General features: G+C 42.9%; 18 protein-coding genes and 4 tRNA genes. 9 read left to right on the top strand and 13 right to left on the bottom strand.

The window, feature by feature from the left end; all coding sequences use genetic code 11:
• Positions 1-2,166, bottom strand: a complete 2,166-nt coding sequence (locus QLH32_RS17945; protein WP_283267396.1) for an AmpG family muropeptide MFS transporter — start codon at positions 2,164-2,166, stop codon at positions 1-3.
• Between the two features lie 197 nt (positions 2,167-2,363).
• Between QLH32_RS17945 and QLH32_RS17940 the strand changes: the two genes are divergently transcribed.
• Complete coding sequence (locus QLH32_RS17940; protein ID WP_283267394.1) at positions 2,364-4,991, top strand: Lon protease family protein; 2,628 nt, start codon at positions 2,364-2,366, stop codon at positions 4,989-4,991.
• 54 nt (positions 4,992-5,045) lie between these two features.
• Here QLH32_RS17940 and QLH32_RS17935 read toward each other — a convergent pair whose 3' ends face one another.
• The 3 genes from QLH32_RS17935 to surE all read right to left on the bottom strand — a co-directional run bounded on the left by QLH32_RS17935 (position 5,046) and on the right by surE (position 8,091).
• Complete coding sequence (locus tag QLH32_RS17935) at positions 5,046-5,975, bottom strand: LysR family transcriptional regulator (protein WP_267979091.1); 930 nt, start codon at positions 5,973-5,975, stop codon at positions 5,046-5,048.
• A gap of 395 nt (positions 5,976-6,370) precedes the next feature.
• Positions 6,371-7,204: a peptidoglycan DD-metalloendopeptidase family protein gene (locus QLH32_RS17930; protein WP_283267393.1), complete on the bottom strand. Its 834-nt coding sequence runs from the start codon at positions 7,202-7,204 to the stop codon at positions 6,371-6,373.
• A gap of 110 nt (positions 7,205-7,314) precedes the next feature.
• Entirely contained in the window at positions 7,315-8,091 is a 777-nt protein-coding gene (surE, locus tag QLH32_RS17925) for a 5'/3'-nucleotidase SurE (RefSeq protein ID WP_283267392.1), read from the bottom strand.
• Positions 8,092-8,194: 103 nt separating this feature from the next.
• Here surE and QLH32_RS17920 point away from each other — a divergent pair, with 103 nt between their 5' ends.
• The 4 genes from QLH32_RS17920 to QLH32_RS17905 all read left to right on the top strand — a co-directional run bounded on the left by QLH32_RS17920 (position 8,195) and on the right by QLH32_RS17905 (position 11,009).
• Positions 8,195-8,566 carry an MCR_0457 family protein gene (locus QLH32_RS17920; protein WP_267979088.1) on the top strand — a complete coding sequence of 124 codons (372 nt, stop codon included), beginning with the start codon at positions 8,195-8,197 and terminating at the stop codon, positions 8,564-8,566.
• A gap of 151 nt (positions 8,567-8,717) precedes the next feature.
• Positions 8,718-9,119, top strand: a complete 402-nt coding sequence (locus tag QLH32_RS17915) for an MCR_0457 family protein (RefSeq protein ID WP_283267391.1) — start codon at positions 8,718-8,720, stop codon at positions 9,117-9,119.
• Positions 9,120-9,233: 114 nt separating this feature from the next.
• Positions 9,234-10,382: a D-alanyl-D-alanine carboxypeptidase PBP5/6 gene (gene dacC, locus QLH32_RS17910; RefSeq protein WP_267979086.1), complete on the top strand. Its 1,149-nt coding sequence runs from the start codon at positions 9,234-9,236 to the stop codon at positions 10,380-10,382.
• A 90-nt stretch (positions 10,383-10,472) separates the two neighbouring features.
• Entirely contained in the window at positions 10,473-11,009 is a 537-nt protein-coding gene (locus QLH32_RS17905) for a gamma carbonic anhydrase family protein (RefSeq protein WP_283267390.1), read from the top strand.
• Positions 11,010-11,018: 9 nt separating this feature from the next.
• On the opposite strand, the gene QLH32_RS17900 is transcribed toward QLH32_RS17905, so the two are convergent.
• Complete coding sequence (locus QLH32_RS17900; protein ID WP_283267389.1) at positions 11,019-11,444, bottom strand: type II toxin-antitoxin system VapC family toxin; 426 nt, start codon at positions 11,442-11,444, stop codon at positions 11,019-11,021.
• Positions 11,441-11,665 carry a hypothetical protein gene (locus tag QLH32_RS17895; protein WP_279960653.1) on the bottom strand — a complete coding sequence of 75 codons (225 nt, stop codon included), beginning with the start codon at positions 11,663-11,665 and terminating at the stop codon, positions 11,441-11,443. Before QLH32_RS17895 ends, QLH32_RS17900 begins: the two co-directional genes overlap by 4 nt.
• Before the next feature lie 143 nt (positions 11,666-11,808).
• Between QLH32_RS17895 and QLH32_RS17890 the strand changes: the two genes are divergently transcribed.
• The 4 genes from QLH32_RS17890 (at position 11,809) to purB (ending at position 15,697) form a co-directional block, all read left to right on the top strand.
• Entirely contained in the window at positions 11,809-12,297 is a 489-nt protein-coding gene (locus QLH32_RS17890) for an NUDIX hydrolase (protein WP_283267388.1), read from the top strand.
• Positions 12,298-12,301: 4 nt separating this feature from the next.
• Complete coding sequence (gene mnmA / locus QLH32_RS17885; RefSeq protein ID WP_283267387.1) at positions 12,302-13,435, top strand: tRNA 2-thiouridine(34) synthase MnmA; 1,134 nt, start codon at positions 12,302-12,304, stop codon at positions 13,433-13,435.
• 33 nt (positions 13,436-13,468) lie between these two features.
• Positions 13,469-14,200, top strand: a complete 732-nt coding sequence (gene hflD / locus QLH32_RS17880; RefSeq protein WP_267979080.1) for a high frequency lysogenization protein HflD — start codon at positions 13,469-13,471, stop codon at positions 14,198-14,200.
• Positions 14,201-14,308: 108 nt separating this feature from the next.
• Positions 14,309-15,697, top strand: a complete 1,389-nt coding sequence (gene purB / locus QLH32_RS17875; protein ID WP_267979079.1) for an adenylosuccinate lyase — start codon at positions 14,309-14,311, stop codon at positions 15,695-15,697.
• Positions 15,698-15,808: 111 nt separating this feature from the next.
• Here purB and QLH32_RS17870 read toward each other — a convergent pair whose 3' ends face one another.
• The 7 genes from QLH32_RS17870 to QLH32_RS17840 form a co-directional block, all read right to left on the bottom strand.
• On the bottom strand, positions 15,809-16,978 hold the full coding sequence (locus QLH32_RS17870) for a winged helix-turn-helix domain-containing protein (protein WP_283267386.1): 1,170 nt from the start codon (positions 16,976-16,978) through the stop codon (positions 15,809-15,811).
• 266 nt (positions 16,979-17,244) lie between these two features.
• Positions 17,245-17,318, bottom strand: a tRNA-Trp gene (locus QLH32_RS17865).
• 67 nt (positions 17,319-17,385) lie between these two features.
• Positions 17,386-17,470: transfer RNA gene (locus tag QLH32_RS17860), tRNA-Leu, on the bottom strand.
• A gap of 147 nt (positions 17,471-17,617) precedes the next feature.
• Positions 17,618-17,691 (bottom strand) — tRNA-Trp (locus QLH32_RS17855).
• Between the two features lie 67 nt (positions 17,692-17,758).
• Positions 17,759-17,843 (bottom strand) — tRNA-Leu (locus QLH32_RS17850).
• Positions 17,844-17,949: 106 nt separating this feature from the next.
• Positions 17,950-18,768, bottom strand: a complete 819-nt coding sequence (locus tag QLH32_RS17845; protein WP_283267385.1) for a protein kinase domain-containing protein — start codon at positions 18,766-18,768, stop codon at positions 17,950-17,952.
• Positions 18,743-20,251, bottom strand: coding sequence for a DUF3336 domain-containing protein (locus QLH32_RS17840; protein ID WP_283267384.1), 1,509 nt, complete (start codon positions 20,249-20,251; stop codon positions 18,743-18,745). The genes QLH32_RS17845 and QLH32_RS17840 overlap by 26 nt, the downstream gene beginning before the upstream one ends.
• Positions 20,252-20,368 lie beyond the last annotated feature (117 nt).

Here is a 20,368-nt window from a genome sequence, read left to right as displayed (position 1 = left end):
TTATTCACCTTTCTGCTGTGTTATCTGGTTTTCATGGTCACGCAACAGGTTCGCAACCCAAACCACTAAAATTAAAATCGGAATACCAATCAATGTGGTCATCAAAAAGAAATTTGGATAACCGATATTGCTGACGATTGTTCCTGAATATCCCCCTAATAATTTAGGGGTAAGTGTCATCAGGGAACTAAAAATTGCATATTGAACCGCTGTAAATGACACACTGGTCAGACTGGATAGGAATGCAATAAAAGCCGCACCCGCCAAACCTGATGCCAAATTATCAATAATAATCGCCATATACAGCCATAAAGAGCTGTAGCTTTTAATCACCTTACCCTTGATCTCAACATTCTGGGTTGATTTCGGGTCAATCAAGGGTATAGCCTGCATATCAACATCAAGTTCATTGTTCAGTGTCAGATGACTATTTGCCTGATAGTGATGTGCGGTAGATAACAGGCTACGCTCTCCATCCAGCAACTGTGCTTTAAGCTGTTTGGAGGGTGAAGCCAGCAGTTTATCTGCACCAACAACTGCGCTAAAAACCCCATTTTTATCCAGTTTTGCATCAAAACTTTCCCCGTCCAAATCAATCACAATCTTCTGGGTGGCTGTTAAAGGCTCACCGAAATATTGACCTTTGACGACGATGCTACTGTTATGCTCATGCAAGGTAATTTGATTATTACTGGTTACAGGCAACAATTGCATAGCTGCACTCTTGCCATCACCTACCAAATAAGGCTGGGCAATAACCACAGGTGGCTCGTTGTCTTTGTTTAAATAGGATGCTGTCACCTCAATTTGTTTCGCCTTGCTCAGAACCTGAGTTGGAACATCTAATTTCCAGTAACCCACCTCATCCGCCTGTACCTGATAATGCTGACTACCGACCTGCACTTCAACCTGATCCAGTGGTTTTCCAGATTTAACCAGACCGATAAAAATCAGGTTGGTTGAGCTTGCCAACACCGCACCGACAAACATCAGCTTCATAATGTTCATGCGCTGCGCGAGTAGCCCTCCCAGAAAGCCCCCCACCAAACTAAACAGAACACCATAAATCTTGACCGCTTCGGCAATCTGCTCTTTACTAAAGTTCAGGTCCTGATAGAACACATTGGAAATCACCCCTGCAATAATGTCAGAGATACGGAAGAAACCAATCAGCAGTAATAAAACCAGAGCCAGTTTTACCCCATAGCGTTTAAAGAAATCCAGAATGGGCGCAACCCATGTTTCTTTTGCCATCTGCTGATTGACGACACCCATTTTCACCAATGTAGTGCCTACAAATAGCGCTGCTGCTGTGGCGGTTAAAAAGCGCAATGCCTCCAAGCCAAACAATGCGGCGGTGTCTTTAATCGCCGCAGATTTAGTGATTGCTTCCGTGACATTGCCTGAATAGATATAGCTCACCACAAAGGTTGCCACGGCAATAAAGAACACAAATACCAGACGATAGTAGTCTGTGGTTTTATAATGTTTATAGACACGGTTGACTTGTGGTTCACGAATAATGAGGGTGGTCACAATTCCAACCACCATGACGGCAGCCATGGTTAAATAGGTATATTTCCACGCTTCATAGATGTAATTGCCTTTTGCGGTTCCCAGATAAGCCGCTAAAAATAATGCACCTGCACCTGCAACGATCATCCCGATGCGGTAACCAGCGTTATAGGTCGAAGCCAAAACCGTTTGCATTTCAGTTTCAGCAAGCTCAATACGGTAGGCATCAATCACAATGTCCTGTGTTGCCGCTGAAAAACCCAATAGAACCGCACCCACTGCCATTTGAACCAAATAGCCTTGCCCAAGTGCTGGGTCAGAAAATGCCATAATACAAATTGCACAGATAATTAAACACTGGGCAATCAGCAGCCAGGCCCGACGACGACCCAAAGTTTTAGTCAAGAATGGCACAGGCAATTCGTCAATTAAGGGTGCCCACACGAACTTAAAGGAATAACCCAAGGCAGCCCAACTAAAAAAGGTCACTGCACTCTTATCAATGCCAGCCTCACCCAGCCACAGCGATAAACTGGAAAAAATCAGTAAAATCGGTATCCCTGCCGAGAAACCCAGAAATAACATAATCAGGGCACGGCGATCCCAAAATGCCTTAAATGCAGATGCCCACCCAGTGGCTTGAGTTGTCATTGGTTATTATTTTCCATGAACATGCGTGAATGTGCCTATTCAATCGTGTCTTGCGCCTGCTTGCAAGTTGCTTTATGCAATCAAATAAAGTCATTGTTTTGTTTTGTCGATAAAAAACACAAGTTCGCTTGATCTTTAGACCTAAAACTGTATACCTTTAATTCACCACATTTCGTTTTATTTGTTGGATAGTAATAGTGACCCAAAAACTCGATCAAATGACTGCAACAACTTTATCCTCAACACCAACAAACACGATTACAGCAAAAATCAATTCATTTCCAAGTGCTTTTGAACAGACGGACATCCAGGCAACCCTACTTAAAACGGCATTACATGCACACCAACTGACGCATACGCCAGATTTGGCTGAAATTCCAAGTTCAACCAAACGAATTAAGCCCCTGAATAATTTTTTAGGACAGGATCGCGCCCGCGCCTCAGTCGAAGCAGGGATTTCTTTACCCTATTCGGGCTATAATATTTTTGCCGTGGGTACGGCTGGTCTTGGTAAACGAACCATGATCAAACGTTTGCTCCAACAGCACGCCAAAACCATGCCTACCCCTGATGACTGGGTCTACGTCAATAATTTCAAGAATCCAAGACAACCGATTGCCTTGCGCTTCCCAGCGGGACAAGGCAGCAAATTTCAAAATGCCTTGCAGCAGGCATGGCAAATTATCTTAAAGCAGCTAGAACGCCGTTTTAGTGCGGAAACCTATCACAACCGTATTGAACGTATCCGTCAGGATACGGGTGATGTACAGCAACAGGCACTGGTTGAACTGACCAAAGAGGGCGAGGAACTCGATTTAAAATTGATTTCCCGCAATGACAAGCATGTCTTTATTCCGATGCAGTTGAAAGACAATGAATATCATGAACTCACCCAAAATGACCTGAACGCATTAACGAGCAAGGAACGTGCTGAAATCAACTCCAATATGCGTTATATGGAGAAAAAACTGGAACGTCTGGGTTTACATCTGGGCGATCTGGAAGATGATGCACGGGATCAGGTGTCCAGCTTAAACCGTGATATTGCCACCCAGGTGGTGATGCCCCGTATTGAACTGATTTTAAACAAAAATAAGGAAGTTAAGGGTCTCGATATTTATTTAAAACAATATGCTGAAGACATCATTGACAATGTTGAGTTGATTTTAGAGCAAGAGGAAGATGACTTTACCCCTGCACTGTTCAACCGCGTACCCTCACGCTATCAGGCCAATGTGATTGTTGCCAATAAACCGAACAGTGGCGCGCCCGTTATTTTTGAAGATTTTCCAACACACTACAATTTATTGGGTCATGTGGAGCAACTGACTCACAATGGTACGATCACCACTGATTTCACCCTAATTCGTCCTGGTTCACTGCATCGGGCCAATGGTGGCTTTTTGATGCTGGAAGCGGAACAATTGCTGGAGCAGCCTTATGCGTGGCAAGGTCTGAAACGTGCCTTAAAATCTGGACAGCTCAAGCTTTCTTCACTGGAACATATGCTCACCCTCACAGGCAGCATCTCCATTGAACCTGCATCTGTTCCACTTGATATTAAAGTGGTTTTATTAGCCGAACCTGAAATTTACTATGAAATTCTGGAAGTAGAACCTGAACTTGGCAGCGTATTTAAAATCCGTGCCGACTTTACCGATACATTACAACGTAATGACAGTAACGAACAGGCTTATATGCAGTTGATTGCCGACTATGTTCAGGCAGATAAATTACTTCCCTTTGACCGTTCTGCACTAGCCGCATTGCTTACTGATTCCAGCCGTCAGGCTGAGGATCAAAGCTCTTTGTCATTACATGCCTCAACCCTTGGTGACCTGATCCGCGAAGCGCATCACCATGCCTTTAAAGCGGGTGACAAGATTGTCACCGACCAGCATGTCAACCAGGCCCTGCACCATCGTCAATATCGTTTAGGCTATTTACGTGAGCTCTACTGGCAAGACCTGTCTCGTGGTACACAGTTGATTGAAACTTCTGGGCATCGTCTCGGTCAAATCAATGCCCTTTCCGTGATTCACTATGCCGATGTCGAGTTTGGCTTACCTTCTCGCCTGACCGCCTCTGTTTATCAAGGTGGTGGCGATATTCTGGATATTGAACGCAGTGTGGAGCTGGGTGGCTCATTGCATGCCAAAGGCGTATTGCTCATGTCGAGCTTCCTAAAAGCCCACTTTGGCCGTGAACAAATCCTGCACTTCTCTGCTGCCTTGGCATTTGAGCAAAGCTATGGTCAGGTCGATGGTGACAGTGCCACCGTTGCCGAACTTTCTGCGTTAATTTCCGCAATTTGCCAAATCCCGATTGATCAGTCCTGGGCAATTACAGGCTCGATGAACCAGTTGGGTCAAGTACAGCCGATTGGTGGAGTGAATGCCAAAATTGAGGGCTTCTTTGATGCCTGTAAGTTGCAAGGCTTTACAGGCAAACAAGGGGTGATTATTCCACGCCAGAACATGCAACACCTGATGCTACGTCAGGACGTGATTGAGGCGGTACAAACTGGACAATTCCATGTCCATGCGATTGATACCATTGATCAGGCGCTGGAAATCCTGATGGCTCGTCCAGTTGGCACCCTCGACAAGAAAGGCCGATACAGCAAAAACTCCATTTATGCCGCCGTGATGGAACAATTGGAATATTGGCAGGCCATTGAGGATGGTGAAGCCGTTGAAGAGGAACAGCACAAGAAAAAGAAAAAACGCAAGAAAAGCAAAAAGGCTGAAACAGAGACCAAAGCCCCCGAGGAAACGGTAGTCGAGGTTAAAACCCTTAAGGCCTTAGCTAAAAAACGTAAATAATCCATAAAAAAGCCATGCTCTCTTAAGCATGGCTTTTTGGTTTTATTGATCAGTTCAAGCAACGCCCTGCAAAGAACGCCCACCTGGTAACTGCACAAAATATTGTTTCAACGCATCAATACAGCGGTGTACTTTCATTGGATACTGTTCACGCTTGGAGGTTAAGGCATGCAAGGTATAGGCAGGCATGTGCCAGTCAGGCAACACCTCAACCAGCGTGCCATTAATCAGCTCTTTCTGGATGTCCATGTATAAAATACGTGCCAGCCCAAGTCCCTGTTGGCAAAGTGATTTTGCCACAAAAACATTATTGGTGCCCAAACGTGTCTTCATGTCAACATTGACAATTTCCCCACTTAAACCGTGACGGAATGCAAAATGCTGATAGTTCTGCATTAAGGTGACTGGAAGCAGCTCATGATGACGCAAGTCTTCTGGACGGGTAATCGGTGGCGCCTGATTCAGGTAACTTGGTGAAGCAACCAATACCTGATCCACCCGAGCCAAAGGTACGGCGGTCACATGGTGGTCATCCACCCGTAGGCTCATGCGAATCGCAATATCAATACGCTCTTCAATCAGGTCAATATAGCGATGGTCTGCTTCAAAATGAATGGCCAATCCCTTATGGGCCGACATCCAGTGTGACAAGGCTGGAATGACATGCAGCGCACCCAGCTCAGGCGTGGTTGCGATACGTAAATCTCCCACCAGATCATCACGCAATTCGTTAATACGGATTTTGCCACGCTCTGCCGCAGCCAGCATTTCCTGACAGCTCAAAAAGAATGCTTGACCCGCCTCGGTTAGACTCAGTTTTCGGGTCGAACGATGAAGTAAGGTGACATCCATTTCTTGTTCTAAAGATCGGATTTGTTGACTGACCGCACTGGTTGTAATGCCCAGTTCTCTTGCTGCACCGCTAAAAGAACTTTTTTCTACAACGCAAGCAAAGACCCCCATTGCACGCAATTGATCTAACATAGACTTCCCTCGTAATTTATTAATATGCTTATTGTTCTAATAAAAGCAAACAAGCCTAGTATACAGAAAAGTCTATTTGTGGAATAGCTATTATTAACAAATTGTTGAAAGTTTGTTAAATAACATTGTAGGGTCTGTTAACATTTCACAGATGCTTGCGACAGAGGACATTTTTTAGACGGTACAAGGCATGGATTGCGAAACTTAGTAACTCTAAGTAAGCAAGACATAACGCAGGAGCGGCAAAAAATGTCCCTGTCCCGTAGGGTTATGGCTAAAACTTCCCTAAACCGCGTTATGAAACTTGACAAGGGTATCGCCATTGTCTACGTTTCATGCCTTGTTTATGTCGTTTTAGCCTATAACGCAAGGCATGGCTGAAATGTCAACAGACCCTAATTAGGTAAAACTGTTGTTGGATTCACAGGTTTACCATCTAGACGAACCTGAAATTCCAGCATCACACGGGTAGCGCCAGAAGAACCCATCTCCGCGATTTTTTGTCCTGCGGTGACATTGTCCCCACTCTTCACCAGCATCTTGCTGTTATGGGCGTATGCCGTGATGTAACCGTCAATATGCTTGATCAACACCAAGTTTCCATATTCTTTCAGGCCATCCGCAGCATAAACCACCTGACCATTTGCAGCGGCAAATACTGGATCGCCCTCATTTCCACCATAGCGAATACCTTTCACGTTACTCGCAAGATTAAAGCCCTGAATAACCGCACCATTTGATGGTTTTACCCAACGCAGGCTGGATGCCAGAGTTGAAGAGGATGGATTTACGGGGGCCACTGGAACAACAGGCTGAGTTCTAGGAGCCACAGGTTGCGGTTTTGGAACCACTGGCTGTTGTGCTGGCAAATTAATGCTCTGGCGCTGGATTGGAGCCGCCTGGGTAATCGCCTGGGTTGAGGTGGTACGCTGCGCCACAGAACCCTTTAAGCGTAGAGACTGGTTGACATAGATGCGGTACGGCGCCGCAATGTCATTCAATGCGGCAATATCCAGATAATTCAGGCCATAGCGATTTGCGATTCCACTCAAGGTGTCGCCTGAACGCACTGTATAGTAATTTGGTGCCTGTACATTGCGAACGCCACCATTCACCTGCGGTTTAGATGCACAACCAGTAACCACCGCTGTGAGTGTTACCACCGTAGACAGTACGATTGTTTTCATCATTTTTTGTGATAGAAAAATCGAAACATGATTTAAGTGCATCTTCGCCCTCATCGAAAAAACCTTAACTTATTTGCGCCTAAGAGTACCAAAAAAGTGAGAAAAAACGAGTTCTCACTTTCCATATTCACAAAGTTATAACATTTAGGTGCTTATTCAGGTCCATTCACATAGGTATGTAGATTGTCTAGTACCGCATAATTTGTCGCATCCATCTGGATTGGGGTGATGCTGACATAGCCATTCGACACCGCAAAAAAATCAGACTGGATATGACTGGAAGCCGACTGAGGATCAGTCACCGCCTCTCCAGCAAGCCCAATCCAGTACACTTGCCGACCACGCGGATCAACATGGCTGCTGATTGGCTTGGACTGCGCACGGCGACCCTGATAAGTCACCTGTGCCCCCTTGATCTGCTCAACATCGGGAATATTAATGTTAAAGATATGACGCGGTGGCAACACAGGCAGTCCTTTAGCAATGAAGTCATGCACCCATTGTGCCGCTTGCGCATAATGCTGCGGATGTTCATAGGAACGTACATTTGCACCCGCCAAAGACACGGCAATTGCTGGATGTTTCATCAATCTTCCCTCAAATGCGGCCCCAACCGTACCTGAATATAGAACATCATCGCCCAGGTTGGCGCCACTGTTGATTCCACTGACCACAAGGTCAAATTCGAAATCAAACAGACCATTCATGGATAAGTAGACACAGTCCGCAGGTGTGCCATTGACAGCCCAGACATCTTCGGAAATGGGGATGGGACGTAAGGGCCGATCTAGCGTTAAGGCGCTTGAATAACCACTACGCTCACTCTCAGGGGCAACCACCACAACCCGCCCCAAAGGTTTTAACGCCTGCGCCAAGGCTTGCAGTCCAGGTGCAAACACACCATCATCATTTGCAATCAAGATATTCACTAAGATTCTGTCTCTTCAAAAATTACTGTGCAGTTTTTTCAATTGAAATATTCATTGAATTATATATATTTATATCTTCATAGTATTAGAAATTTATGCAGCCATGAGACATTTATCCAGTTTTGTTCGAGTTTTAGCGGTTAGTTTCACATTTCTTGCGGCACCAGCAGTTTTTGCTGACGCAGCTTCAGTAAAAGAAGCGGATGCATTGATTAAGGATGATATTGCCAATGCACAAGTGCTGATTGAGATGTGTCCTAACCTGATCGGTAAGAATGCAAAATTTGACCAGAATATCAAAAAAATGGTGGGTTCTTATTTGGGGAGCTACTCGGACAAATCTGCTTCGCTTGAAAGCCTGCAAAAAGATGGTGAATTCAACACTTTACTAAAAGATGCCCGTCAAGCTGCCACAGAGGTTGATAAGGCTGAACAGAAAGCGGTATGTGAAGAAGTATTGAATTTTGAGGGCTAAACAGGCCATCCAGACATTAAAGTGGTTTTAGATATTGATATTTAAAACCACAGTTTCTCCATATTCCCTACAGCAAACATACAAATTTTTATCTGTTTTTATGCTATAAGTTGTTCAAATTCTTTAAGTCTTGTTTTGAGTTTGATTTCTTATGAAGAAAAATGTTGTAAAAACACTAGGTTTATCATTCCTCATCGCTGCCAGCACTTTTGTTCCTACCACATTTGCAGCAGACAAACAGCCTGAAACTGAAAAGATTGAAGTCACCCCAATGTCTGATGAAGTTTCCCCACAGGAACTTGCGGTCATTTATGTATTGTCTGAAACTTGCCCAACCTTGATTGGCAAAGATTTAAAGTTCAACAAGGCCTACGACACCCTGGTCAAGTCCTATTTATCCAATGAAAAAAATGCGGTTGAGATTCTCAGCAAACGCATGCAAACCAAGGAATATAAGGAACCCTTGAAAGAAGCCCGTGACATTGCCAAGGCAGCCTCGGACGAAGATAACCGTCAAATCTGTGATGATGTCCGTAATTATTATTCCAAGTAACCGATTTGCTACAATAGCATGATAAAAAGCCGACTTCGCCCATAGCAGTCGGCTTTGCTTTGTCCTAAAATGCTAGGCTCTTCTGCTTCATACAAGATATTGGAACCACCTAGAATGACTCAAAAAAGCGCTCTTGCTGCATTACTACTTTTGCCAAGCTTTTCATATGCAGCAACTGTCCTATCTGCTCCACCAGAATTAAATAATAAATCCTATGTGCTCATGGATTATGAGACAGGACAGATTCTCGCTGCCAAAAACGAAAATGAAAAACTTGCGCCTGCATCTATGACAAAAATGATGACAAGCTACATCATAGAGCAGAAACTTTTAAAGGGTGAATTGACTGAAGATGAACAGGTGCGGATGAATGAATCTGCATGGTGCCGTGGTAGCAGCACTGAATCCTGTATGTATGTACCACTCAATGGGACCGCGACTGTTCTGGAAATGCTGCGTGGTATTATCATCCAGTCTGGAAATGATGCCTCCAAGGCGGTTGCTGAACACGTTGCAGGCAATGAAGGCACATTTGCCCACATGATGAACCAGGAAGCCAAACGTATTGGCATGGTGAACACCCATTTCATCAACTCAACAGGGATGCCAGCAGAAGGACATTATTCAACTGCAAAAGATATGGCAGTCCTTGCCCAGCACATCATCAAGGACAGTTCCAAATACTATCCAATCTATTCTGAAAAAGAATTTACCTTTAACGGCATCAAGCAAGGCAACCGTAATGCTCTGCTTTACACTGACCCAAGTGTTGATGGCCTCAAAACAGGTCATACCGAAGAAGCGGGTTACTGTCTCACCACATCAAGCAAACGTGGTCCAATGCGCCTGATTTCCGTGATCTTTGGTACTCCAAGCATGAATGAGCGTGCCAATCAGACACGTACCCTTTTAGCTTGGGGTTTTGCAAACTTTGAAACGGCTAATGTACAACCAGCCAATCAGGTGCTTGCAAAAGCCAAGGTCTGGTTTGGTAAGGAAGATGATGTTCAGATTGGTTTAGCTGAAAACTTCAACGTGACCATGCCGAAAGGTCAGGCTGACAAAATCAAGACCCAGCTTGTGGTACAGCCTAAATTGAATGCACCTTTGGCAAAAGGTCAGGTCGTTGGTAAATTGGTGGCCAGCCTTGACGGTAAAGTGATTGCTGAAAAACCACTGGTTGCACTCAAACCTGTGGAAGAAGCTGGCTTCTTTGCCCGTATGATTGACCATATCAAGATGTTCTTTAGCAACTTGTTCTAATTTTAGAATTGCCAAATCAGGCACCCACACACTTTAGTCTGGGTGCCTTTTTATTTTATAATTCATCCATATTTTATTTTGATACTGACCATGACCAAGAATATCCGCACTTATCTCGACCATCATCCTGAAATTGATCAAAGTTGTTATATTGATGAAATGTCTGTGGTCATTGGTGACGTAAAACTGGCAGAGAACGTTTCGGTATGGCCGTTTGCCGTGATTCGTGGTGATGTCAATTCGATTCAGATTGGTAAAAACAGTAATGTACAAGATCATTGTATGTTACACGTCAGCCATAAAAATCAATCCAAACCAAATGGCTCACCGCTGGTGATTGGTGAGGATGTTACCGTTGGACATCATGTGACTTTGCATGGCTGTACGATAGGCAATCGGGTATTGATTGGTATTAAAACAGTCGTGCTGGATGATGTGATTATTGAAGATGACGTCATGATCGGTGCTGGCAGTCTAGTGCCACCCCGTAAGGTATTAAAAAGTGGTTATCTTTATGTTGGTAGTCCAGTACAACAAGTGCGTCCACTGACTGAAAAAGAACTGGAGTTTTTATCTTATTCAGCACGTCATTATGTGAAAGTGAAAGATAATTATAAAAATAGTTAAACCAAAATTTTAGTTATCCCAAGGATTATATAAAGGAATATCAACTTTCTCAAAATCTTTAGTATTTCGAGTGACCAAACCTAAATTATGATGTAATGCTCTTGTGGCAATAAATAAGTCAGGTTGTGAGTAGGTATACCCTTGTTTGCGACCTTGTTCCAATAAAATACGCCATTTCAATATAATTTCTTCATCAAGAGCAAGTACACGATTCATAAAAAATGGACGTAACTCTTTATCCAACCAAATACTTAAAGCTTGTTGTTTTTGTATATCAGCAATTCTTTCTATTCCAAAACGAATCTCAGCAAATGTAATCACACTCACAAATAAAGATTCGTTACGTTGTTCAGCAATAAATTTTAAAACTTGTGGGTGAGGTTTGGAACGACGTAATTCAGAGAGGATATTCGTATCTAACAACCAACCTTTCACAAGTTAATTTCCCGAATAGATGAATATTCAGGCTCTACTTGTGTTAGCTCAATTTCTTTATAAGGTGAGTTTTGCATAACCTCAATCAGCGATACCGTTTTTTCCTGACGTTGTGCTATCACTTGTCTTAATAATGTTGCGATCGCAGATGATGATAATAACCCTGCATGTCGTGCTTGCTCTACAATATCGTCAGGTAAATCAAGTATAATTGTTGTCATATCAAACTCCTCTCATAATATTAAAATAATATAGCATAAATTTTGATCGTCAAAATTACATTAAAAAATTGAATACATTTTGAATCATAGCCAAAAACCCTCAAATTTTGTAGAATACGTTTTTTAAAACCATGGTGCTTTCTATGACCGCTTGGACACCTCATGTCACAGTTGCCACTGTTGTGGAAAAAGATGGACGTTTCCTGTTTGTCGAAGAACACAGCGAAGGCTTTGTACATACCGTGTTTAACCAGCCTGCTGGTCATATCGAATGTGGTGAAACCATTATCGAAGCAGCAATACGTGAGACCTTAGAAGAAACAGGTCATCACGTCGAAGTTGATCACTTGCTCGGTATCTATACGTATACCCCACCGATGTTTCCTGACCGTACTTACTACCGTTTTTGTTTCTTGGCGCACGTCACTGTTGTAGAAGAAAATGCGCAACTGGATACAGGTATAGTCGCTGCGGTCTGGATGAATCTGGACGAGTTACAAGAATCAGCGCGTGCGCGTAGTCCATTGGTTTTAAAAGCAGTTGAAGATGCCCTTGCTGGCAAAAAATATCCTTTATCGCTTATTTATGAGCACCCTTTCTCTCCCTCATTCACTTCTCATTTGGACGCTTAATTAGATGCAACAACGTGTCATCGTCGGTATGTCTGGTGGTGTAGACTCCTCTGTTTCTGCCGCATTATTACTTCAACAAGGATATCAGGTTGAAGGTCTTTTCATGAAAAACTGGGAAGAAGATGATGGTACGGAATACTGCACAGCACTTGAAGACTTGGCAGATGCACAAGCCGTTGCAGATAAAATTGGCATCAAGCTACACACAGCAAACTTTGCAATGGAGTATTGGGATCGTGTATTTGAGCATTTCTTGGCTGAATATGCCGCTGGACGTACCCCGAACCCAGATATTCTCTGCAACAAAGAAATCAAGTTCCGCGCTTTCCTCGATCATGCCATGACTTTGGGTGCAGACTTTATTGCAACAGGTCACTATGCACGTCGTGGTGCGAGTACACAAAACTCACGTGGTGAAACCTATGCACCGTTATTACGTGGTGTTGACAACAATAAAGATCAAACTTATTTCTTACATGCAGTTCATGGTCGTGAAATTAACAAGACTTTGTTCCCTGTCGGTGAAATTGAAAAACCGCAGGTGCGTAAAATCGCAGAAGAGCTTGATTTAGCGACGGCGAAGAAAAAGGATTCCACAGGTATCTGTTTTATCGGTGAACGCCGTTTTAGTGATTTCTTAAAACAGTATCTTCCTGCTCAGGCTGGAAAAATTGTTCTGGACAATGGCAAACAAGTTGGTGAACATCACGGCTTAATGTACTATACGCTCGGTCAACGTGGTGGCATTGGTATTGGTGGTATGAAAGGTGTGCAAGAAGGGGCATGGTTCGTATTGCATAAGGATGTTGCCAATAACCGACTGGTGATTGGCCAGGGACATGATCATCCACTCATGCAAAGCACACAGCTCTGGAGTGAGTCAATTGACTGGGTTGCTGGTGAACAGGACATCCCAGCCACTGGTTTCCGATGCACGGCAAAAACCCGTTATCGCCAGCCTGATCAAGCGTGTACAATTTATCGTGATGAACACACAGAAAATGGCATTCGGGTTGAGTTTGACCAACCACAACGTGCCGTGACTCCTGGACAAAGCGTGGTGTTCTATTCGGGTGAGGTCTGTTTAGGTGGTGGTGTGATTCACCACACCAATGCACCTCAACCAGATTTTATTTAAGCTGATTTTATTCAAACCGATTGGAAGCAAAGCATGGTGGAGTTACCCTTTCAGCACACTCAGGCGTTGAATGTTCGACAAAACCGTGCTTTGGCATTGGCTGCGGTGTTTCAGGCAACCCAGCTAACGCATATGACGGCGATGGCAGGTCAGCAAAGTATTGGTGAAAGTGGTAATTTTTATTTCGAGTTATTGATCAAGGCCAGCCTAAACATCCGTCCTGCCACCAATAATGCGACCCAAACCCTGGATTTTTTTAACCAGCTTGCGGACATTTCACTGGGTTTAAAAACATTAGAGGGTTGCATTACCCAGCCTTTTAATACCGCACCTAAATCACGCGTTCCTAAAATTGCCACTGCAAAACTGCCCATGTCTTATGCCATGGCCCTGTTGCAACTGGAAAAGAAAGTCTATGGCAATCCTGAATATGTCAAGATTATCGAAACAGCCCAACAAAAAATCCTAAAACAGTTATCCTTTTTCGATAACAACTATTTGCACCCGAGTATCATCGCCAATCTGGCACAAACCTATGTTGAAACGGCGGGCCAGATCAATCCACGGATTCTGGTGCGTGGCAATGCCGAAGCATTTAAAGACATCAATCATACCAATCGAATCCGAGCCTGCCTGTTTACAGGTTTACAGCTTGCCCATTTATGGCGGCAACTTGGTGGCAGCTCGTGGAGTATGATCTTTAGTAAACGCAAATTATTGCAAGATATTCAAGCTCTCGCTCGTTTACAGTATCAGGTGGTATAGACCGATGCTGCAACGAATTTATTTTTATGTCGTTTTACAACCTCTCTAAATCTCTCCTGAGGAACGACTAAAGTTCCGCAAGGGAGAGCCAAACTTTAAGGAATCTGTATGAATGCTTTAACCGCACTCTCACCACTTGATGGACGTTATGCGAGCAAATGTGATGCGCTACGCCCTTTTTTGTCTGAGTTTGGTTTAATCCACGCTCGTGTCACTGTTGAAGTGCGTTGGTTACAAGCACTTGCCAATCGTGCAGAAATCATCGAAGTCCCAGCATTTTCAAATGAAACCAATGCTGCTCTAGATGCAATTGTTGCTAATTTCTCTGAAGAAGATGCAAACCGTATCAAAGAGATCGAACGCACCACCAACCACGATGTAAAAGCAGTTGAATATTTCCTTAAAGAGAAAATTGCCAACATTGATGAATTACAAAATGCAGGCGAATTTATTCACTTTGCATGTACCTCTGAAGACATCAATAACTTGTCTCATGCATTGATGCTTAAAAATGGTCGTGAAGTTCTCATTGCAAGCATGAAACAAATTCTGAATGCAATTTCAGCTTTGGCAATCACACATGCTGAACAACCAATGTTGTCTCGTACGCATGGTCAAACAGCGAGCCCAACCACTTTGGGCAAAGAGATGGCTAACGTTGCCTATCGCTTAGCACGTCAAATCAAGCAATTTGAAAATGTTGAGTTATTGGGCAAAATCAATGGTGCTGTCGGCAACTACAATGCTCACCTTTCTGCCTATCCTGAAATTGATTGGGCCGCACATGCGCAGGCTTTTGTTGAGTCTTTAGGTTTGGCATTTAACCCGTACACCACACAAATCGAGCCACATGACTATATGGCGGAATTGTTTGATGCCTTACGCCGTTACAACACCATCTTGATCGACTTTAACCGTGATGTTTGGGGTTATATCTCACTGGGTTACTTCAAACAAAAATTGAAAGATGGTGAAGTGGGTTCTTCAACCATGCCGCACAAAGTCAACCCAATTGATTTTGAAAACTCTGAAGGTAACTTGGGTATTGCCAATGCGGTATTGGGCCACCTCGGTGAAAAACTTCCAATTTCTCGCTGGCAGCGTGACTTAACTGACTCAACTGTATTACGTAATATGGGTGTTGGTTTTGCACAAAGCCTGATTGCTTTTGATGCCTGCTTAAAAGGTATTGGTAAACTTGAATTGAATGCTGCACGTTTAAATGAAGATTTAGATCAGGCACAGGAAGTTCTTGCAGAACCAATCCAAACCGTGATGCGCCGTTATAACGTTGAAAAGCCTTACGAAAAACTAAAAGCATTGACTCGTGGTCAAGCCATGACCCGTGACATGATGGTGAACTTTGTGAATGGTGATGAACTCGCACAGGTTCCAGCAGATGAGCGTGCGCGCCTAGCTGAGCTTAGCCCTGCAACATATACAGGAAATGCGGCTGAGCAAGCAAAACAAATCAATGACTTGATCAGCAAAATCTAAGTTTTATTCAGCTCCAAAAAAGCAAGGCTTCGGCTTTGCTTTTTTATGCGCCAACATTTTAATTTTTATATTTTTAATTGATAATTTTGAAAAAAATAAATCATCAATCTGTTAATTTAACATACTCAAAAATTGCAAATCACGCTTTTTAGTTTCAATGATAGAACATTTATTAAATACCGTAAATTCCTGTATTGCTGTATTTAAAGCCTCAATGAATGCATCATTGTTTTGCATGGCTTCATTCTCTAAGTGCAAACTCAGAATCTCCAGCCGTTGCTCAGCACGATGTACCTTACAGTCAATTCGACCAACAAAATGATCCATATAGAGTAAAGGCAAACAAAAATAGCCATATACACGCTTGGTTGCAGACACATAACACTCAATTCGATATTCAAAACTAAATAAACAGCTCAAGCGGTCACGATGAATAACAAGGTTATCAAAAGGAGAAAGAATTCTAACGATTGGTTCTACACATGAAGCTTGCTCTAGTACATCCGTTGTAGCATATACTGTTTGTCCATCGGGCATTTTTAAGCTTTGTACAACATTCAAATCAATTTGATCGTTCAATATTCGACGCATCACCTCTCGCAATTCTTTTCCAGCTCGCAAATGCACCAATTGCTTCCATGTGAATACACCATGAGTTCTCAATGTCGTATCAAATAAATACTGCGCAAATTCACGCGTACTGGGTGGCGTTAAGTCAATATTGGATGGCAGACAACGCTCTGCAAGATCATAGACTTTCTCCATGCCATTCCGTTCACACACCATTAAGTCGCCCTGCATAAACAGTTGCTCAATGGCTCGACGGCTTGGACCAGCATTCCACCAACCTGCTGTATTTTTCTTATTTCCGCTTCCCACATCTCTTAGTTTAATCTTACCCTCAGCTTTAACCCGAGCCAAAATTTCATTCATCAGATGAGCATCACCCCTAGAAAAATAGCGATTCTCCCCATTTCTTACGGCTGTCATAAATGGAATTGCATAGCGATAGTCACGCATTGGAAGATAGGAAGCCGCATGTGCCCAGTGCTCAAAAATATACTTCTCCCGAACAAGATAGTTCAAATGCTCTAAATCATAATCAGGAACACGATTCCACAACACATGGTGGTGCGCGCGCTCTACAACCGATATTGTGTCAATCTGCACATAGCCCAAATGCTCAATCGCTTTTCGAGTCCCAGCTAAACCTCCACCAAATGTATCAGGCTTTCCCAAGCCCTGATTGAGCAAGGCCAAACGCCTGAGTAAAGATGTCATAAAATGATCCCGTTTATATTTTTCATCATGGTCAAAAGACCCATATGTCGTTATTGTCATGAACATACTACACAGACAACTGTACCAAAAGTGGTACTTTACCTATTTTATTTAACACATATAACAGATTAGATTGTGTAGTAATTAAACCATCAATAGAGGGCCAATATTAGCTGGATACACATAGACCATTTCAAAAAAAGCATCATCTGAAAAGATGAACATAAAAAAGCCCTTGTAAAAAAACAAGGGCTTTTTTAAATATTTGGCAGAGGATCAAGGACTCGAACCTTGACGAACGGTTTTGGAGACCGTCATGCTACCATTACACCAATCCTCTATAACAGCATGATCAAATCATAACGACTTAACCATAAAAAAAGCAAGTTATCCTTGCTTTTTAAATTTGGTGGGGGCGAAGAGACTCGAACTCTTACACCTTGCGGCGCTGGAACCTAAATCCAGTGCGTCTACCAATTTCGCCACGCCCCCGATGGATGTGTATATTAGAGATAAACGTTTCTGATGACAAGCCCTTTTTATAAAAAAACCATGCATCTGAAACTTAATGCTTTTTTAATATACAGATAAAAAATTATGGCAATAAAAAAAGGACTTCTAAAAAGTCCCTTTTAAATTTGGCAGAGGATCAAGGACTCGAACCTTGACGAACGGTTTTGGAGACCGTCATGCTACCATTACACCAATCCTCTATAACAGCATGATCAAATCATAACGACTTAACCATAAAAAAAGCAAGTTACCCTTGCTTTTTAAATTTGGTGGGGGCGAAGAGACTCGAACTCTTACACCTTGCGGCGCTGGAACCTAAATCCAGTGCGTCTACCAATTTCGCCACGCCCCCGATGGGTATGCATATTAGTGAGAAATGCCCTTGATGACAAGTGTTTCTGTTAAAAAAACCAATCAAATGAACATATAATATTCAAATCAAGTATTTATGTTTATTTTTACAGCAAAATAGTCGAGTTTAGACAGTCTTTTGCATCTGAAACCGACTTAAAACGCTGTTCAACATGCTTCTGCATCAACCCATTCAGCAATGGAAAAAAGCATTCAAACTCTTTAGGAAGCTGGATTTGTAGTTGCTGGCAATGCAATACCGCCCAATCATGGTAGGTCTTGGCCTGTAGCCTTGTTTCAGTGAGCCATTCATAGACAATAATACCAAAAGCATATAAATCACTCTGAACTGTTTTCCTTTCTACATGAAAAAGCTCTGGCGCCATATAGTGCGGTGTGGCAGTTAAATTCTGGGTTGCATAGGGTGATTTAAAGCTCTGCTCAAAATCAATCAGCTTGCAGCTATTTTCATGGCAACGGAAATGTTCAATTTTAAGGTCACCATGCACCCACCCTAGTTGGTGCATATTTTCCAGTGTTTCCAATGCCTTTAATATCTGCTGTTGAATTATTCTCACATCGCTGGGGACACTGGTAAAGAAATCTTCTGTATCCACTAGGATCAGTCCTTGCCCACTGGAAGCAAGTTTGTGAAACGGCGTGTTTTCTTCAAACTGAATGATTTGATGAGGAACAATAAATTGCTTTCTGGATATTGAATTCTGCCGATAAAAATCCAGCTCATTTAGAAAAGCATGTTCTAAGACCTGATGAATATGGGCTTGATGAAATTTAAGCCAATATTTTTGCTGTTCGATCTGAAATGTATATAAACGCCGTCCAAAGGCATAACTTTGGGGTTTGGTTTTTAATGCAAGATCATCCAACCGAAGTTGCGAATCAAAGGTCCACGTAATAAAACTCATTCTGCTGCTTTTCTGCCTGTTTGCGTAATGACGCTAAACAATGTTCAATGGTTTTACCAATACGTGCATGGGTTTCAATAGAGGCGATTTTAGGCCAGGTCGCCCGCTCACCCTCCTGCTGCAAAATCTTAAACAACTTGGGGCGAGGGTTTTTGAGCATATAGCCATAGTGGCGCAGTCCATATTTGGCAATAATGTTGACATCCCCATAATAGCGCTGTCCTAAAATACCATAACCATGATCCAGGGCACGGCGAATCGGGAAAAATCTTCCCACATAATGACGGGTCAAATCCATCACATCCAGTGCAATAGTTTTACCCTGATGACGGATAATCCGCTCAGGCCAGCTCAACACATCATTACGATAACGCTGCAAGTCACTCTGCATAAATGGAACAATATGCGGATTCACCTGACTGGCAATGGTGTAGTTGATATTATACAACCGCCCCATTTTTTCCTGTGGAAAATCACTACGCATGCTTCCATCCACCCATTTGGTGTTTGACATATAGGGCGTATGCTGTCCATCGTAGCGTTTGCTGGTCAGATGGACGGGTGGAAACAAAACAGGAACCGCGCAGGAAGCCATCACCGCACTCCAGACCAATGCATTCGGAGTAGTCAAGGCATTGAGGATACGCGGGTTTTGTGACGCATTGTAAGGTGCAACTGCAATATTGATATGCAGACCAGAACGCTGATACGCTTCCGCAAAAGTCAGGTCTCCCATATTGTGAATCAGGAATTTTTTAAGGTACATCACATCGGCAATTCCACCATGGCCCTTAATGAGTTCCATCACCTTTCTAAAACGAAATGCTTCATGAAAGAAATGCTTCCCTGTCAGTAGCTCTGGAATTTGATCGGCGGATGAAGTACCCAACATCCCTGTCATGATTGCGCCCGCACTTGAACCCGACAGCACTTTCGGCAATAGGTCCTGTTCCAGCAATGCCTTAGACACGCCAGTATGAAACAATCCCAGAGTTGCACCACCAGAAAGCATTAAGGCAGGCTGACCATAGGCTTTTTGACATTCCTCAAAAAACTGGATTTTCTCCTTGAGCTGAAACGTTATACATTCACTGGATGCCAAATACCTTAAACAGTCACTCACCTCATCCACATAATTTTCTATAATTTTTTTGGTGCCGATATACGTTTCAGCAAACAACATGGGATGCCCAATATTGGCAAAATCATAGGTCAGCCCCTCCCTTAACACATAAATCAGGTCAAGGGTACGATGGTGCAGCCGATATCTTTTTAGCAGATTATAGCGTTTGGACAAAATTTCAGCATCAAAATAGGGCGATTCATTGTCATATTTCCATGCTTCTGTGCCTGATTCCTCGTCCAATTTGAGTGCAATTTCTCTCCACTCCTCATAAGAACTGGCATGTTGTAATTGTTCCTGTAACACATCTATTCTATATGTTTGATATGTATTCTTTTTTTCTTGAACTCTATTTAACATTCGTTATCCTGATGCGCATCATATTTTTCTAATCCTGCACTTATACAATGCAAAAACCAGCTGCAACAATCAAGGATAAAATCAACTTATTTCCATATTTTTGATGATATTTCCTTT

This window comes from Acinetobacter corruptisaponis (assembly GCF_030053775.1).
In the GTDB taxonomy this organism is placed as follows: Bacteria; Pseudomonadota; Gammaproteobacteria; order Pseudomonadales; family Moraxellaceae; genus Acinetobacter; species Acinetobacter corruptisaponis.
The sequence above is the reverse complement of the archived record's forward strand: the minus strand, read 5'-3'. Positions and strand labels throughout refer to the sequence as shown.